This window comes from Microbacterium sp. RU33B, from assembly GCF_900155915.1.
GTDB lineage: Bacteria > Actinomycetota > Actinomycetes > Actinomycetales > Microbacteriaceae > Microbacterium.
The window spans coordinates 1,967,624-1,982,317 of record NZ_FTPO01000001.1 but is presented as its reverse complement, the minus strand read 5'-3'; the positions used below and the strand labels follow the sequence as shown (position 1 = coordinate 1,982,317).

Annotated in this window: 20 protein-coding genes; 8 read left to right on the top strand and 12 right to left on the bottom strand. The window is 67.6% G+C overall.

All coding sequences use genetic code 11. From position 1 onward, the window contains the following. Positions 1-299 precede the first annotated feature (299 nt). The 4 genes from B0B14_RS09620 to B0B14_RS09610 form a co-directional block, all read right to left on the bottom strand. Entirely contained in the window at positions 300-815 is a 516-nt protein-coding gene (locus B0B14_RS09620) for an SRPBCC family protein (protein ID WP_083710437.1), read from the bottom strand. Then, on the bottom strand, positions 812-1,201 hold the full coding sequence (locus tag B0B14_RS09615; protein ID WP_076681165.1) for an ArsR/SmtB family transcription factor: 390 nt from the start codon (positions 1,199-1,201) through the stop codon (positions 812-814). The genes B0B14_RS09620 and B0B14_RS09615 overlap by 4 nt, the downstream gene beginning before the upstream one ends. A gap of 109 nt (positions 1,202-1,310) precedes the next feature. After that, positions 1,311-1,442, bottom strand: a complete 132-nt coding sequence (locus B0B14_RS16785) for a hypothetical protein (protein WP_256714322.1) — start codon at positions 1,440-1,442, stop codon at positions 1,311-1,313. 151 nt (positions 1,443-1,593) lie between these two features. After that, positions 1,594-2,241, bottom strand: a complete 648-nt coding sequence (locus tag B0B14_RS09610; RefSeq protein ID WP_076681164.1) for a TetR/AcrR family transcriptional regulator — start codon at positions 2,239-2,241, stop codon at positions 1,594-1,596. A gap of 195 nt (positions 2,242-2,436) precedes the next feature. Between B0B14_RS09610 and B0B14_RS09605 the strand changes: the two genes are divergently transcribed. Together B0B14_RS09605 and B0B14_RS09600 are read left to right on the top strand one after the other, a co-directional pair. Next, positions 2,437-2,985 (top strand): hypothetical protein, encoded by a 549-nt coding sequence (locus B0B14_RS09605; RefSeq protein WP_256714321.1) that lies wholly within the window; start codon positions 2,437-2,439, stop codon positions 2,983-2,985. A gap of 259 nt (positions 2,986-3,244) precedes the next feature. Continuing rightward, positions 3,245-3,694: a hypothetical protein gene (locus B0B14_RS09600; RefSeq protein WP_218642064.1), complete on the top strand. Its 450-nt coding sequence runs from the start codon at positions 3,245-3,247 to the stop codon at positions 3,692-3,694. A gap of 110 nt (positions 3,695-3,804) precedes the next feature. Here the strand turns inward: B0B14_RS09600 and B0B14_RS09595 are convergent, their stop codons facing one another. From B0B14_RS09595 to B0B14_RS09585, 3 genes are read right to left on the bottom strand one after another with little or no spacing between them, the layout of a single operon-like run. Then, positions 3,805-4,053, bottom strand: coding sequence for a Rid family hydrolase (locus B0B14_RS09595; RefSeq protein ID WP_083710435.1), 249 nt, complete (start codon positions 4,051-4,053; stop codon positions 3,805-3,807). A 55-nt stretch (positions 4,054-4,108) separates the two neighbouring features. Beyond that, positions 4,109-4,795: a GOLPH3/VPS74 family protein gene (locus tag B0B14_RS09590; protein WP_076681160.1), complete on the bottom strand. Its 687-nt coding sequence runs from the start codon at positions 4,793-4,795 to the stop codon at positions 4,109-4,111. Continuing rightward, positions 4,792-5,565 (bottom strand): MerR family DNA-binding transcriptional regulator, encoded by a 774-nt coding sequence (locus tag B0B14_RS09585; RefSeq protein ID WP_076681159.1) that lies wholly within the window; start codon positions 5,563-5,565, stop codon positions 4,792-4,794. The genes B0B14_RS09590 and B0B14_RS09585 overlap by 4 nt, the downstream gene beginning before the upstream one ends. 175 nt (positions 5,566-5,740) lie before the next feature. Between B0B14_RS09585 and B0B14_RS09580 the strand changes: the two genes are divergently transcribed. After that, positions 5,741-7,492, top strand: a complete 1,752-nt coding sequence (locus B0B14_RS09580; RefSeq protein ID WP_143733661.1) for a CocE/NonD family hydrolase — start codon at positions 5,741-5,743, stop codon at positions 7,490-7,492. 502 nt (positions 7,493-7,994) lie between these two features. Here B0B14_RS09580 and B0B14_RS09575 read toward each other — a convergent pair. Both B0B14_RS09575 and B0B14_RS16780 read right to left on the bottom strand, forming a co-directional pair. Next, positions 7,995-8,627 carry a class I SAM-dependent methyltransferase gene (locus B0B14_RS09575; protein ID WP_076681158.1) on the bottom strand — a complete coding sequence of 211 codons (633 nt, stop codon included), beginning with the start codon at positions 8,625-8,627 and terminating at the stop codon, positions 7,995-7,997. A 144-nt stretch (positions 8,628-8,771) separates the two neighbouring features. Continuing rightward, the gene (locus B0B14_RS16780) at positions 8,772-8,849 is read right to left on the bottom strand and encodes a DUF1653 domain-containing protein (RefSeq protein WP_256714345.1); all 78 of its coding nucleotides are present in this window, start codon (positions 8,847-8,849) and stop codon (positions 8,772-8,774) included. A gap of 178 nt (positions 8,850-9,027) precedes the next feature. On the opposite strand from B0B14_RS16780, the gene B0B14_RS09565 reads away from it, so the two are divergent. Together B0B14_RS09565 and B0B14_RS09560 are read left to right on the top strand one after the other, a co-directional pair. Next, the gene (locus tag B0B14_RS09565) at positions 9,028-9,555 is read left to right on the top strand and encodes a hypothetical protein (RefSeq protein WP_143733660.1); all 528 of its coding nucleotides are present in this window, start codon (positions 9,028-9,030) and stop codon (positions 9,553-9,555) included. A 111-nt stretch (positions 9,556-9,666) separates the two neighbouring features. Continuing rightward, positions 9,667-10,119, top strand: a complete 453-nt coding sequence (locus B0B14_RS09560) for a hypothetical protein (RefSeq protein ID WP_143733659.1) — start codon at positions 9,667-9,669, stop codon at positions 10,117-10,119. Between the two features lie 167 nt (positions 10,120-10,286). On the opposite strand, the gene B0B14_RS09555 is transcribed toward B0B14_RS09560, so the two are convergent. The 3 genes from B0B14_RS09555 to B0B14_RS09545 form a co-directional block, all read right to left on the bottom strand. Then, positions 10,287-10,661 carry a hypothetical protein gene (locus tag B0B14_RS09555; protein WP_076681155.1) on the bottom strand — a complete coding sequence of 125 codons (375 nt, stop codon included), beginning with the start codon at positions 10,659-10,661 and terminating at the stop codon, positions 10,287-10,289. A gap of 80 nt (positions 10,662-10,741) precedes the next feature. Next, positions 10,742-11,251, bottom strand: coding sequence for a DUF4265 domain-containing protein (locus tag B0B14_RS09550; RefSeq protein WP_076681154.1), 510 nt, complete (start codon positions 11,249-11,251; stop codon positions 10,742-10,744). Between the two features lie 311 nt (positions 11,252-11,562). After that, entirely contained in the window at positions 11,563-12,294 is a 732-nt protein-coding gene (locus B0B14_RS09545) for a VIT1/CCC1 transporter family protein (protein WP_256714320.1), read from the bottom strand. 95 nt (positions 12,295-12,389) lie between these two features. Between B0B14_RS09545 and B0B14_RS09540 the strand changes: the two genes are divergently transcribed. The 3 genes from B0B14_RS09540 (at position 12,390) to B0B14_RS09530 (ending at position 14,683) form a co-directional block, all read left to right on the top strand. Next, entirely contained in the window at positions 12,390-13,076 is a 687-nt protein-coding gene (locus tag B0B14_RS09540; protein WP_076681152.1) for a response regulator transcription factor, read from the top strand. Next, positions 13,073-14,098, top strand: a complete 1,026-nt coding sequence (locus tag B0B14_RS09535) for a sensor histidine kinase (RefSeq protein ID WP_076681151.1) — start codon at positions 13,073-13,075, stop codon at positions 14,096-14,098. The genes B0B14_RS09540 and B0B14_RS09535 overlap by 4 nt, the downstream gene beginning before the upstream one ends. Positions 14,099-14,194: 96 nt before the next feature. After that, positions 14,195-14,683, top strand: a complete 489-nt coding sequence (locus tag B0B14_RS09530; RefSeq protein ID WP_076681150.1) for a hypothetical protein — start codon at positions 14,195-14,197, stop codon at positions 14,681-14,683. Positions 14,684-14,694: the final 11 nt, after the last annotated feature.

Below are 14,694 nucleotides of genomic sequence, written 5' to 3'. Positions count from 1 at the left end.
ACACCGGGACACGTGACGTTCTCAACCCCGACGCGCACCTTCTCGCGGAGAAGGCCCGTGTAGCCGGCGTGCCCTTCGAGCTGCGCGAGGCCGCCAGCCAGGTGCACGTCTATCCGCTCGTCCCTACGCGCACCGGACGGGACGCGCAACAACACCTCATCGACACGGTCCGAACAGCGATCCGGCCTTAGACGACACCCCAGAACACCGCCGTGCGACCCATGCCTGTTCGCCTCACGGGCACGGCGGTCTCCGTCGCGCTCTGCGCCGGTGGCAGCGCCGGAGCTGCAGGCCGGGCATCAACTCGCAAGCGCGGCGTAGTAGGCCTTCATCGATGGATAGTAGGCGTCCCACTGCACCCCAGCCACGTCGCCGCCCGCGAGCGCTGCCCCCAGACGATCGAGGTAGTACTCCCATCCAGGGCCGACGTCGCCGACATCGTCCACCATCGCCTGTGCGAACAGGAGCGTCGTGATTCCGGCGTGCTCGCTCAACTCGAACCTGAGTTGCCATCGGTTGTCGCCGACCGCGGTCGTGGCTGCGAAACGGTGCGGCGGCTCGCACACCTCAATGTGGTACTCCTCGGCGGGCGTGTGCTCTCCCTCCGCCGTCATGAAGAAAGAAACCCTCCCGGTGCGGTGGTCTCCCTCCCAGCGGCCGATCCAACGCTCGAGACGCTCGGATTCCGTCATCGACGCCCAGACTGCGTCGATCGGGGCTGTGAACTTTCTTGTCAGCTGGATCTCTCGCCCCAGCGGGCCGGCAGCGACTGTGCCGGTCGGGACGGGTTCGGTGGTCCGTTCGCCGCTTGTCATGCGATTCCCTCTCGTTGCGTTTCGCCAGGTTCTCGGGCTGCGCGGCGCACCTCTAGCTCGAGCGCGTCGAAGTGTCCAGGCCTGATGGGCGCGAATCCGCGCGACGAGCGCGGGGAGCGGACGGCGGTGGACGGCCCTGCTCCGAGGTGCTCCAGCAATTCGCGCACGGGACCGAGTGCGGACGGGTCGAGCGAGTAGACCCGTGTCCGACCCGCCTCCTCCGCTCGCACGAGCGCCGACTCTCGCAGGACTCTCAGATGGCGACTCACTGCCGGCCGACTGTGCGCCTCGTTCGCAGCGAGCTCGCCGGCGGTGCGGGGCCGCTCCGCGAGAGTCAGCAGGAGGCGCCTTCTCGTAGCGTCGGCGAGTGCCTCGAATACGTCCACCGCGGAAGTGTAACATGCGGGTTACATATAATCACGTGGTCGTCGTCACGTCGGTCATCTCGATGCGCCGGCCCGGTTCTAATCTCCGCCTGGGAAAGCGGGCAGCGCGCTACGAGGCGTCGGCGGCGGCTGCGATGGTCTGCTCGAGGTCATCGACCGAGATCACGACGGTCGGGTGCGGCACCGGGCCGCGTTGGTGGATGTCGCCGTCGATGCCGGCGTCGCATCCGGTGCGGAGCATGATGTTGCCGCCGCCCCAGCGCTCGAAGGTGAAACCGAAGACGTTGCCGTAAAGGGCCAGCGCGCGGTCTACGTCGTGCTCTAGCGCAGCACCGGTCGCTGACGCTGTCGCGGCTGAGGCCGGAACCGCGCTGGTGAAGGCATGGCTGCGGCTATGACACGCCGGGGAGATCGGCGAGCGGGCGCGAGGCGGGGTCATCCCATGCGCCGGTGACGGCGTGGACAGCGACGCGAAGAGTTTCGGCCTCGGCGCGGACGAGGCCGCCATTGGAGGGGAGGGCTCGTTCGGTCATCAGGCCGTTGGTCACGGTCATGAGGAAGCGCGCTCGCGTCTCGACTCCGCCGGGTGGGATCACGCCCTCGTCAATCAGAACGGACAACCATCGCTCGATGCGGTGGCGTCCGAATCGTTCGAGCGCAAGGTACGTCGCCGCCTCGTCATCGGCGGGAACTGATGCGACGTACGCCTCGTAGAGCGCCGCCCATTGCTGGCGCGCGCGTTCGCCGACGCCGATCTCGGCCATCATCAGCCGAAGGGCCGCGAGTAGTCGCTCCTCGGGACTCAGGGTGTGGTCGTTGATTGGATCGTTCGGGATGTCGAGGTCGTAGAGCCCTGCCACGACAGTGTCGATCAGGGCGCGTTGGGTTGGGAAGAAGTGACGCAGTGAACCCGTGCTGACCTGCGCGCGCGCGGCGACCGCCCGAACGCTGAGCCGAGCTGTCGGGTTTTCGCCCAGCATCGTCGCTGCAGCGATCAGGATCTTCGCGCGCGTCCCCGGCTGCTGCGTCGGTTGGTTCATCTGCTCTCCTCGAGATGGAGACTATCACGGTGTGCTAGCCTCGATCACCTGAACTAGTACACCGTGATAGTGGTGTGGCGAGAGGCAGGCATGGGGCTTGAAGAATGGCGAGCGGACCGCTCCGCGCGGCGTGTGCGATTGGGGGCCGGTGAGCCGCTCACGCGGTTCCGGTGGTGGCAGATCTTCAGTCGATCGTTGCTGCGACTCACCGTCGTTGACACGCGAGGAGCGACATCCGTTTACGCGGTGGACGTGCGCAAAGCAGGCGACGGTCATGACGGGCGCGTGCGTGCGCGCCTCTACCGAGATGGCAGCCTCGTCGCGCTCTCAACGCTGCCTGCGCGCTTCGCCGTGCCGGGCGGTCACATCGAGGTCGCTGTTGGCGGGTTCGGCCTCCGTCGGTGCCACTATGTCCGCACCGACGGCAGTACGTCGCCCTTGACGCCTGATCCGGCCTCAGCCGAGGGGCGACGCGCGGACCTTCGCCGGCGGCATCCACGGGTGAGCGCGATGCTGGGCACGATGTCGTTCCTCTTCGTCTTCGCCGGATTGTGCATCACCGTTCCGCAACTCGCCGAAACGATCACCCGCATCCCGCCGGTCGCCGCATCGATCGGCGTCTTCCAGTCGCCGGTCCAGCTGCCCCTTGGAATGAATCTGCTCATCGGCGCCGCAGCCGTGCTCGGAAGCACCGAGCGCGCCCTCCGCATGCGATCCGGCTGGATCGACCACCTCGCCAGCTGAGCCCCCAAGACTTCACGAAAGGAAGCCCATGTCCCACACCGCTCCCCCCGCACATGACCACAAACGGACAGGCCCGCGCGGCAGCGTCTCTTTCCTCCGCAGGCCGCTCGACCTTGTCCGTGCGAACGTGCGGGCGTACATTCTTCTGAGCGTCCTCGCATACGGGCTCGTCGCGATCGGAATGGTTGTCGGGATACTCTTCCCCGAACTCTCAGCCGCGAGAGCGGAGACTCTCGAGACCGATGGGACCGGGGACCTGGTGCGGTCCCTCGTCAGCAACCCGTGGTTGTTCGCCGCGCTCATTCTGGCGGTGAACGTCGGCCAGCTGAGCCTGGTGACCATCGTCCTGCCATCCGTGATCGTGCCTTTCGGTGGCATCCTGGCGTTCTCGATCTGGGCGCTCATCACCGGCGTCACGATCGTCCCGGCCGACGAGGCCGGCTGGGTGGCGATGATCCCGCACTCGGTCACCCTCGTGATCGAACTGCAGGCCTACGTACTCGTCCTCCTGGGCGCCTTCCTGATCGGCAAACGCTGGCTCCGACCCGGATCGATCGGTCAGGCGACCCACCGGGGCGGATACCTCCGCGGACTGCAGGAGCTGGGGTGGCTCGCGATCCCGGCGTTCGTCCTGCTGGTGATCGGCGCGATCTGGGAGTCGCTCTCCTTGGTCTATCTCGTGTACCCGCTGCAGCAGTGGTTGCTGTGATCGGCGGCCGCCGGCGTTCGACGCGAATGCCCACGGCTATTCCCCCTCTGGGGGTCGCGGACCGGTCTGAGGCCACGTGCGTCACCTCTGGTGGCCCGCGACCCGCCCGGTCATGACACGACGGCCGTCGCGTCCACTTCGAGGAGGGTGTCCGGATGGGACAGCGCACGGACCCCGACCAGCGATGCTGGTGGTGCGGTGAAGCCGATCTCTTCGGCCACGCGCGCGACGCCTTCAGCACAGGCGGGATACTTCGCGGCGTCCCAGTCGACGACATGGACGGTCAGGCGCACGACAAGGGTGAAGGACGCACCGACGCTGGCGAGCCCGTCGCGACCCGGCCGACGTGGGCGACACAGTCGATGGCCGGTGTCGACGCCGCGCGCGACCGATACGACGCTCGCTTCGACGCACCTACCGGAGAGCGATAGTGGCGCTCATCACGCTGTTGACGATCATGGCCATCATCACGCCCTCGATCGCCTCGCCGGCACCGGCGGCACCCCAGTCGCCGCGTTCGAGCTCCTCCGCACGCGTGTACACCGCAGAGTTCCAGGGGATCACGGGGTCGAACTGGGGAAGGGTACCGCTCGCCGACAGCAACCCCGTCAAAGCAGCCAGCCGCGGAGCGGGGGATACCCCGTCGACGAGGACGCCTCGAATGTCGGTGAGCAGTCGATCACGACGCCCGGTACCGCCGTCCTTCAGCACGGTCGTCGGAAAGAGGCCCAGGGTCTTGGTCCTCTCCTCCCGTAGCTCGCCGCGCGCGACGAGGCGGTCGATCAGCGGCTGACGGAGCGTCGGGCCGATCGCCGGAAGGACCGTCTGCACCCCGCGCGGCTTGCCTTTCACAGACACCCACGCGGCACGGAGGATCTCATCGGACGGTGCCTCGTCAGCGACCGCAGACATAGTGACGGTGCTGGTCCGTGTCTTCCCGGTCCTCACGCGCTTCTCAAGGCCGAGCTGCGCGAGAACGGCCCCACCGAGCACGTAGAACAGCGTGTTCTCGCCCGCGATGGTGCCCGAATCGGGCTGGAAGAGGACGAGCAGCAGGTCTTCCGCCAGCGTCGGCGATGCGAGGGTGGGGGTGTTGGTCATCCTTTGTCGTTCTTTCCCGCCAAGGCCCGCTCGAGATCTTCGAGCTGCTCGAGTCGCCCCGTGGCAATCAGATTCGCCCGGTGGAGCACCTCGAGCTGCGCCACGTTGTAGAGCTGGCCGACTGCTTGGCCGATGGTCGCCTCGGCGTGAGCCGCCCCGCGGCGAGCGTAGGCACCGGGGTCGCGAAGCCACGGGTAAGCTTCGTGCGCCTCGATCAGATCCGGCGCCAATTCCTCGCCGAGCCGGCGCCGCAAGGCGCGATCTGCGTCGGCCGGCAACGCTGCGAGCGCGGTCTCTGCCGCTGACACGGGCGTGTCGCGGATCATCTGCTCAAGCTCGCCGATGGCGTGGTCGTCGAAGACGCGCGAATAGATCATGACCAGCGACTGATCGGGCTCGGTGAGCCGCTCGGCCAGCGGCGCAAAGCGGGGAGGCAGCGATGCAGAAGATCGGTGCTGCAGGATGACGGCGAGTTCCTCCCGCACCCGTTGCAGCCGATCGATGGTATCCGCCAGCTCGGCATCGAGCACCGCGATGGCGTCGTCGGGACGCTCCTCGGACTGATCCAGCGTCGTGATCTTGGCGAGCGGAACCCCGAGCCCGGCCAACCGCACGATCTGCAGCAGCCGGATGAGGTGCGACACCTGGTACTGCTTGTACCCGTTCGACAGGCGCTCAGGCTCCTCGAGCAGTCCGACCTTGTGATAGTGCCGGACGGCCTTCACCGTGGTGCCGGCCAAGTCCGCGAGCTGTCGTGTGCTCCAAGCCATGGCCGATCCTTCGTGATGGGTTATGGGTTGCATCCATTCCAATCCATGCCCCAGGGGCAGGGTCAACACCGCCACCCGACTTGACCGTGCCCCGGGGGCACGGTCTGGAGTGGATGCGGCTGGTCTCAACTCTCCGCGCCCGCGCCTGGCACGGATGACCCCCGAGGAGTCCATCATGCTCACACACCTGCGGCGACGCCGCATCTTCATCGCAATCGCAGCGGCGATCCCGCTCGCGATCGGTCTCGCAGCCTGTACCGGAGCCCCCGCGGCCAGAGTCGCCGGTGACACCGAGGCCGTCACCCACGACGAGAACGACCGCGTCCCCGAGGGCGCGGCCTGGACCCAGCATTACTTCCCGTCCGTGCCGGGCCTCGATGGAGAAGAGGTCGAACTCCACGCCGACGTCCTGCTTCCCGAAGACCTTGCCGAGGGCGAGACCGTGCCGGTCATCCTCTCGGTCGGGTCCTACTTCGGCCATTCCGGCCAGACGACGGACGAGAGGCGGACCCACTCCGGCCCGTCTGACCGATTCGCCGACCTTGTCGACGGTGGCAGCCTGTTCGACGAAGGCTATGCGTTCGTCATGGTCGACCTTCGTGGCTTCGGCGGATCAACGGGATGCCTGGACTTCATGGGCGACGGGGAACAGGCAGACGTCGCCGCCGCGATCGAGTGGGCGGCGACACAGCCATGGTCGACGGGTGACGTGGGCATGTACGGCAAGTCGTACGACGCCATCACCGGGCTGGTCGGCACCGTGCTCGAGCCGGCAGGGCTCCGAGCGGTCGTGGCCCAGGCGCCTATCTGGGACATGTACCGCAACAGTCGGTCCGGCGGTGTCCCCAGGTTGCCGCTGACTGTTGCCGTGCAGACCTACAACGAGATCGCCGCGCTGGAACAGTTGCCCGACGACGCCGAGCGGTACCGGGAGAACGCCGCGTATGAGCAGGCGCATCCCGAGTGCGTCGCGATCAACACGCTCAGCGCGCAGACGGCCGACCCGACATCGCCGTATTGGACGAGCCGCGACTTCGCCGCGCGCGTCGACGAGTCGACGACCCCGCTGCTGTTCACGCAGGGGTGGGCGGAGTGGAACACCGAGTCGGAGGCAATGGAGGAGTTCCTCGCGAACCACGAGGGTCCGGTTCGGGGCTGGTTCGGACCGTGGGATCACATCCGCGGCAATGACGTGGATGGCGACGGCGCCTTGAAGACCGGTCGCGAGGGGTGGTTCGACGAGGTCATGGCGTTCTACGACGAGCACCTGAAGGGCATCGCGCCGACCGAGGAGTACCCCGCCTTCGTGATCCAGGACAATGCGGGTTCGTGGCGGGCGCAGGACAGCTGGCCCGTGGTCGACACCGTCGCGGACCTCGCCCTGGAAGGGGGCGAGTACCTCGATGACGGCGCGGAGGGCGACCCGACCGTCGTCAGCGAAAACCGTTTCGTGCAGACGTCCCAGCCGGTGGCCGCAGACACCCGGATCACGGGCACACCCTCGATGACGCTCATGTCGGCCGGACACGGCAACCTGATGGTGAAGCTGTACGACGTCGCGTCCGATGGCACGGCCGTGCTGATCAACGAGCAGGTCGCCGCGGTGACCCCGGGCGAGGTGACGCTGGAGATGAAGGCCGGCGACTGGCGCCTGCTCGCCGGGCACGCGCTAGCCGTGCAGATCGGTACCATCGAAGCCGGTCCGCTGAGCGACTGGATCGACACCCCGTCGTACGAGCGCATCGCTGTCTCAGACGTGCAGCTGCAGCTCGCGCTGCAGGACCCCGTCGCTGACGTCGACATCCCTGGCGAGCGGGCGCTGTACCTCGACAGTTACCTAGCTCTCACGACCACCACCCTGCCGACGGCGCCGACCACGTTCACCGTCAACGGCGCCAAAGGCGACCCATCTTCAGGAGCGCAATGAGCACCGCCATCCCGGAGCGTGCGAAGGCGCCGATGGCGCCAGCGAAGAGTTTCATCGTGGCTTCGCGTTCACCACCTTCTGCCGCCTGGTCCGTGAGGGGCCCGTCCGCGTTAAGCGCAACTTGCATGAGCTTGACTCCGACGAGGCTGTCCGGGGGCCACTGAGGGTGCGAACCTCGACCTCGACCGCCTTCATCTCGGCGAATGCCGCCGTATCGAAATCTCCGCGAGCGGCGCGCCGCGGAATCGAGAACGGCTGCGGGCCATTTCCTGTCCGCAACGCGCCGACCGAAAGCCGATCGCGCGTGGTGGCAGCCCAGCTGTGGGCACGCCGGGCCGGCCCGCCTTGGACTCCGCGCCGAGAGCGGCTCAGGGTGCCCGGTGTGCTATCACCTTCGAGAAGAGCGCTATGGCCGCTCGACGTTCCAGCTTCGTGTCGCAAGACTGACCGAGCAGGCTGATGTCAGCTCGAAGACGGCCTCTTCTCAAGGCCGTCAGATCATTCAAGGTCGGTCGGGGTGACCACTGTCTAGCTGGGCGCGTTGCGCAATGATCGCGCCGTGCGGTCGGGGCTTCGGGTTCTGTCCGGTGCGGGTGTGAGTCTCAATGACTTCGAAGCCGGCGGCGCGCAGCTCGCCCGAAAGGGCGTCGGACGGCCAGCGGTAGGCGGTGGCGACGGTGTGGTCGAACGGCTCGATGACGGGGCCTATGAAGAAGCCCATCAGGAGTGCGCCGCCTGGTCGCAGGATCCGGGCGAACTCGTCGAGTGAGGCGCGTACCGCGCTCGGTTCGTGGTGGATCAGGGAGTACCACGCCAGGATTCCGCCGACCGTGCCGGAAGCGTCGGGCAGGGTGTCGAAGCGTCCCAACGTGAACGAGACACCGGGGTAGCTCTCGCGAGCGTACTTCACGAACTCGGGCACCTGATCGATTCCTCGCACGTCGTTGCCGTGATCGCTGAGCCAGGCGGTCCAGTGCCCCGGGCCGCACCCGGCGTCAAGTATCGGGCCATCCACATGTGCGGCCCATGATGTGATCAAGGCGACGTCGGATGAGTGCATCGCCGCGATAGAACCAAGCTTGTCCACATACTCAGCGGCCCGAGCCGAGTAGGCATCTCCGACGATCGAGGGCATGAGCGAAGCCTAGAACATGCCGAATCGGGGCTACGAGTGGTGCCCGCGGGCCATCGGCGTCCGGTCTTGTCGTCAGGCGATGCGGATGAACCGGGGTCCTTCGTAACCGTCGCGACTCACGGGCTCCTGGAACATGCCGAGGGGTCACACCCAGAAGCTGTAGTCGTCGTAAAGCTTGCGGTAGAAAACGAGCTGCTCATCGGTTTCGCTGTGCCGCCCCACACCGATCACCTCGTAGCGCGCGCCTTGAAGTGCTGGTAGATGCCGGGCTCGACCGTGGCGGGCGTCGGTGACATCATTCCGTGATCGTGGTCCCAGGACGACGACAGGCGGCGACTTCTTCTCTGAAGCCCAAGCCGGTGGCTTAGCGCGCCGAATGCGGCAGTCCTAGACTGCGGCCGTGGACTCTGCCGCGATCATGCCTGTGCGAACCGATGCCGGGATGTTGTGCGTGTGGTCGCCGCACGCGTTCGGCGCGGTCCGTGACTACGACTCCTGGGAGGAACACGTCAACGATCGCCTGCACGACGCGATCGCGTCAGGAGATCTCGTCCCTGTCAACATCGAGTCGGACGGCACGTGGGGAGTCCGCCTTTCCCCACCAGGTGAGGGTCTCTCGAGTCGTGAGCGGACCTACGAAGTTGTTACGAGCGAACCGTATCTGCTCGTAGTGTCCGGTGGGGAAGCGCTTGTGAGTGGGATCGAAGGCGTCGGTGATGTCGCTGGAGCACCGTTACGCCTTCGGTTGGGTGACGGGCGGTACGTAGTACGGACCACACTCGTCGCTTGGGATGAAGAGCCCGGCGCGATCGGCACGGGTGGCAATCCTTCGGACTCGGCGCTAGCCGACTTCGTTATCCAAGTCGACCTTGAGGTCGGCTCGGGTCCGTACCGCATCGACGAGATTACTTTCGAGAAGCCGGAGTAGTCGGAGACGGCGTACACCGAACACAGTCGTTGAGTCGCAAGCCGGTCCACTTGCGACCGTCCGCACTTCAGATCCGCGCACTCAGCTTCGACCGCTTCATAGATTTGACCAATGCGCCTCGCCCTTCGTGCTCGTGATGTGGGCGCTATTCTCCTCCTGGGTAGCCTTGCCGGCTTCCTGAGCGGGTGCACTTCCTCTGCAGTTCTTGAGGCGGCACCTTCCCAAAGCGACAACGCCGTCGTGGAGACGTCTCCGTACCTCGAAGACCTGGTGCTGGTCGTGTTCGCCCTCGACACTGAATTCGGCGACGACAGCACGCTCGAGCAAATGTGGGCGGTCGAGGACCGTGCTGCCGCTGCTCTTGAGACTTCGGGGTCGGGCTACATCGACGGCAACGAAATCGGTGCGTCCGAGTACGCCTTGTATTTCTATGGCACTGACCGCGAGGACGTGTGGCAGGTGCTCGAGCCAATCATGCGCGACGCTCCAATCCCGCTGTCGCGGGTGGAGCTGTGGCCTCCGGGTGAGTCCGCTGAACCGACGGTCATCGAGTTCCGCGGCTGAGGCCCTCTAATGGCGGCCCTGCTCGACCCAAGTTCGGCCGATCAGCGCGCGCGGCTGGTCGTCTCACACCCTGTGCTTGATCGAACCCACGAACGAGCACCGCGAGTCGGCCGAGACTTTGGGTGGCCGCTGGCACTTCCCGCGCGCGGGTCGGTGGTCGCTCTGAGTCACACCATGAATGTCAGCCTGCTCCACTCCCGACCTTCGGCCCACCCTGGAGTGTCGAAAGCCCACCCCGCCAGCAACGCGTGTGCATCTCGAAAGCTTTCGGCTTGGGCTACGAAATGGTCCTTCGGGTCGCCCTCTCGGTACTCGACCGCGTACGAGCCGTCGCGGTTCCGAATGGTCTGAATGTAGGTCTGACGTGACGCATCAGCGACCCGCTCGACGATGACCCATTCCGAGTTGCCGACTTCGACGTCATGAACGATCTCAAACAGCACGTCCTCGGAGGGATCCTCGTAGCTCTCGCCGGCGTCAGTGGTCGCTCTTAGCCGTGATCGCGACGTCGGCTGTAGAGGCGTTCGACGAAACCATGCCATGGGCTGAAGATATCAAAGGCTACCGGAGGCGACGATGAAGCGAATGCACCCGGAGCGCCGGTGGGCTACGACAGAATCGATCAGTCGATCGGCGTGCCGTGCTCCCATACGAGACCAGTGCGGCCCGCATCTTCCTTGAGCATCGCCTCGATGGTGCAGGAATCCTCGACCGCACACGACAAAGCGACGAGGCTTACGGTCAGCACATCGACGACGCAACCGCGTTTTGCGTAAGTCTCGGCGATGTGTCGCCAGGCATCAACATGCGGCTCCGCGCCCAGCCATACCCGGAAGGTCGCTTGGCCACCGGGGCTCCTGACGCGGCTGATGACCAGCGGCCCCTCTGCCGATACGGCGTACTCGACGATGTCTCCATAGTTCAGGCCGTACGCGTACGCCGGGACTGTGCGTAGTTGGACCGCGTCCCCGCCCGCAGTCTGGATCGCGGTGAATGCCTCCCAAAGTTGGGTGTCATCCTCAGTCCACCCCGCCCAGACCTCGACTTCGGCCGGGCCCCCTCGGTCGACCGACTCCAGGTCGGTGCCGTTCCATCGCGCGGGGCGACTGCTATGGCGAAAATGCCGGTCCATGCGCCAACGATATCCAGCGGGGACGCCTAGACAATCGGCTCGATTGAGGGTCCTGCACCGCGCAGGAGATCCACCGACCAGATGCCCGATATCCCCGGCCCGACCGTGCCCGAATACCCCGCCCGTGCGAAGGCCCAGACAAGCCTCGGGGAATGCGACAGCCCCTCGGATCTCCCTGATCACACACGCGGCGAACACCGACCCCATGCGCTGAGGCACCCGAAGCGACCGCATCGGAGTCATGGGTCCAGCGAGTCGCGTGACTTCGCGCCGCAGGCCGCCGCAGAGCGCGGCGACTCGGGCGCGGCCCGTCACACGATCCCGGATGCTCCGAGGAGCGCTCCGACGCCGTAGGTGGCCGCGAGGGCGAGGGCACCGCCGACGACGACGCGCACGGTCGCACGCAGCCGAGAGCTGCCGCCGATGTGCGCGGAGAGCGCGCCGGTGAGGGCGAGGGCGACGAGCACCGCGACGAACGTCACGGGGATGCGCCAGTCCGCGGGAGGCAGCAGGATCGCGAGCATCGGCAGGATCGCGCCGATCGTGAAGGCGGCCGCCGATGCGCCGGCCGCGTGCCACGCGCTGACGACGTCGTCCTGGTCGATGTGGAGCTCCGCCGACAGGTGCGCGGACAGGGCGTCGTGCGCGGTCAGCTCGACCGCGACCTGGTGGGCGGTCGCCTCGCTCAGGCCCTGTGCGCGATACAGCGCCGCCAGCTCCTCGAGCTCCTCTTCGGGCATGTCGCGCAGCTCTTGCCGCTCCTTCGCGATGAGCGCGTGCTCGCTGTCGCTCTGGCTGCTGACGCTGACGTATTCGCCGAGCGCCATCGAGATGGCGCCTCCGACGAGCGCGGCCAGTCCCGCGGTCAGGATGGGTCCGGCGTCACCGGTGGCGCTGGCGACGCCGACCACGACCGCGGCGACGGAGACGATGCCGTCGTTGGCTCCGAGCACTCCGGCCCGCAGCCAGTTGAGACGCTGCGCCACCCCGCCGCGATGGGGCTCATCGGCGTGCGGGGGGATCGGCGTGGAGTCGGTCGTCATGCGCTCACTCAAGCACCTGCCCGGCATCCGCGGCAATCGGCCCTCCCGACGGAGGATGATGCCGTCGCTGCGCGGGCGACTGGCAGACTGGGCGCGTGTCCGAGCCCACCGACCTCCGCGGCGAGGCGCGACCGCGCCTGCTGTACGTCGAGGACGAAGGGGAGATCGCGCAGATCGTCGTCGAGGTGCTCTCCGAGGACTACGACGTCGACCACGCGGCATCCGGCGAAGACGCGCTGACGCTGGCGCTCCGCCGACGCTACGACGTCATGGTCGTGGACCGTCGGCTGCCCGTGATGTCGGGAGTGGAACTCCTCGTCGCGATCCGCACGGCGCGGATCGCGACTCCGGCGCTCATGCTCACCGCGCTCGGCTCGATCGACGACCGGGTGAGCGGTCTGGATGGCGGGGCCGACGACTACCTGGTCAAGCCGTTCGACTTCGCCGAGCTGCTGGCGCGTCTGCGCGCGCTGCGCAGAGGCAGCCGCGCGATCGGCGACCGGCGGGAGATCGGCTCGTGGATCTTCACTCCGCGCACCCAGGCGCTGTACTCGCCGACGGAACGCCGGGTGTCGCTGACGACGGCGGAGACCGAGCTCCTCGAGCTGCTGACCTCGTCGCCGGAGCATGTGTTCACGCGAGAGGAAGTCGTCGATGCGGTCTTCCCGGGCGGGTCGCCCGCCACGGTCGACACGTATGTGCACTACATCCGGCGGAAGGCGACACCCGAGATCATCGACACCGTGCGCTCTCGCGGCTACCGGAGCGGGGACCCGTCGTGACCGGGCAGGAGACCCCGGCGGTCGCAGCTGATCGGCAGCGTGTGCAGCGCTCCGCCGTTCGGGTGGGGCTCACGGTCGGGCTGGCCTCGGCGGCCGTCGTCGGAGCCATCACCGCGGTGACGGTCGCCGTCATGTTCGCCACCTCGCGACCGGACGCCCGACCCGGGCGGGGGGAGGGTGGCGGGGGCGGCGAGCGGTGGGATGACCGCGTCATCGACCTCGACGACGTCGTGCCGGTCGCCATCGTGCTGGGGATCATCGGCGTCCTCGCCCTCGGCGTCCTCGCCTGGTACATGGCCGGGCGCGCCTCCCGACCGCTGGCCGAGGCCCTTCAGGTGCAGCGCGCGTTCGTCGCCGATGCGAGTCACGAGCTGCGCACGCCGCTCACGACCCTGACGAGCCGGATCCAGCTCGCCCAGCACCGTCTCGAACGCGGCGGCGACGTCGGATCGGTCCTCGCCGATCTCCGTCGGGATGCGTCGGTGATGGACGATGTCCTCACCGATCTTCTCCTGACCGCGGAGACCGCGGGCGGTCGCCGAGGCGACGCCGAGGCCGTGACCGCCGTCGAGGCGGCGACCCGCGGCGCGATCGAGGTGATCGGACCGCGGGCGGAGGCGGCCGGCGTCCGGATCGCATCGGACGTGCCGCCCGCGCTGAACGTCTCCGCGGAGGAGACGGCGCTCATGCGCGCCCTCATCGCCCTGCTCGACAACGCCGTGCGCTTCTCGCCGCGCGGCGGCACGATCTCCGTGATCGCGACGGCCGCGGGCACGGACGTGCGGATCCGCGTGGTGGACGAAGGCTCCGGCATCCCGGGCGATCCGGAGCGGCTCTTCGAGCGCTTCGCGCGCGCCGACGCGTCGACGGCCCACCGCGGATTCGGGCTCGGGCTTCCTCTCGTGCGCGATGTCGCGACACGCTTCGGGGGGACCGTCCGGGTGGAGTCCTCGACCCCGGAAGGGACGACGTTCGTCCTTTCGCTCCCCGCAGCTCGCGGCGGCACCGCGGGAACGCCCTGAGCCTTCATCGAGCGTCTTCCGATGAGCTGGTGATGAATCTGCTGAACGCAGCGGATTCTTTGCGCCGTCTTGGAACCGGCCCTCGACAGTGAGGGCATGACAAAAGACACCCGCAACACCCCCGACCAGCCCGCATTCGTGGACCCCGTCTCCTCTGCCGGCGCCGACGAGAAGGCCGCCGAGACTCTGCCGCTCACCCCCGACGCCCCCACGGCGGACGCGCAGGGACCCGGCGTCGCGCCGCAGTCGTCTGCGCGTCGGCCGTTCCTGCAGCGCACCGGAGTGAGGATCGCCGGCGCCGCCGTCGGAGCCGTCGCACTCCTCGGCGTCGGAGTCGGCGTCGGCGTCGCGGCGACGCACGCCGCTGTCGATTCGCCCGCGCAGCGCGACAGCGGATTCTTCTCCGACGACGGTGATCAGGACGGGTTCGGGCGGCCCGACGGCGGCGCGCGTGGGGGCGACGAGCTGCGCGGACACCGCCCCGGACCCGGCGGCTCGCTCGATCACTCCGACTCCGACGGCGACTCCGACGACGACGGCGACACCGACACCGACCTCCTCCCGTCGCCCGGCGCGACACCCTGACCGTGCCCTCC

What these genes read in the sequence shown, in the direction of transcription:
- B0B14_RS09590 (WP_076681160.1), bottom strand. Translation starts at nt 4,795, where the DNA reads ATGACCAACACCCCCACCCTCGCATCGCCGACGCTGGCGGAAGACCTG.
- B0B14_RS09530 (WP_076681150.1), top strand. Translation starts at nt 14,195, where the DNA reads ATGACAAAAGACACCCGCAACACCCCCGACCAGCCCGCATTCGTGGAC.
- B0B14_RS09580 (WP_143733661.1), top strand. Translation starts at nt 5,741, where the DNA reads ATGCTCACACACCTGCGGCGACGCCGCATCTTCATCGCAATCGCAGCG.
- B0B14_RS09560 (WP_143733659.1), top strand. Translation starts at nt 9,667, where the DNA reads ATGCGCCTCGCCCTTCGTGCTCGTGATGTGGGCGCTATTCTCCTCCTG.
- B0B14_RS09545 (WP_256714320.1), bottom strand. Translation starts at nt 12,294, where the DNA reads ATGACGACCGACTCCACGCCGATCCCCCCGCACGCCGATGAGCCCCAT.
- B0B14_RS09550 (WP_076681154.1), bottom strand. Translation starts at nt 11,251, where the DNA reads ATGGACCGGCATTTTCGCCATAGCAGTCGCCCCGCGCGATGGAACGGC.
- B0B14_RS09610 (WP_076681164.1), bottom strand. Translation starts at nt 2,241, where the DNA reads ATGAACCAACCGACGCAGCAGCCGGGGACGCGCGCGAAGATCCTGATC.
- B0B14_RS09620 (WP_083710437.1), bottom strand. Translation starts at nt 815, where the DNA reads ATGACAAGCGGCGAACGGACCACCGAACCCGTCCCGACCGGCACAGTC.
- B0B14_RS09585 (WP_076681159.1), bottom strand. Translation starts at nt 5,565, where the DNA reads ATGGCTTGGAGCACACGACAGCTCGCGGACTTGGCCGGCACCACGGTG.
- B0B14_RS09555 (WP_076681155.1), bottom strand. Translation starts at nt 10,661, where the DNA reads ATGGCATGGTTTCGTCGAACGCCTCTACAGCCGACGTCGCGATCACGG.
- B0B14_RS09575 (WP_076681158.1), bottom strand. Translation starts at nt 8,627, where the DNA reads ATGCCCTCGATCGTCGGAGATGCCTACTCGGCTCGGGCCGCTGAGTAT.
- B0B14_RS16785 (WP_256714322.1), bottom strand. Translation starts at nt 1,442, where the DNA reads ATGCTCCGCACCGGATGCGACGCCGGCATCGACGGCGACATCCACCAA.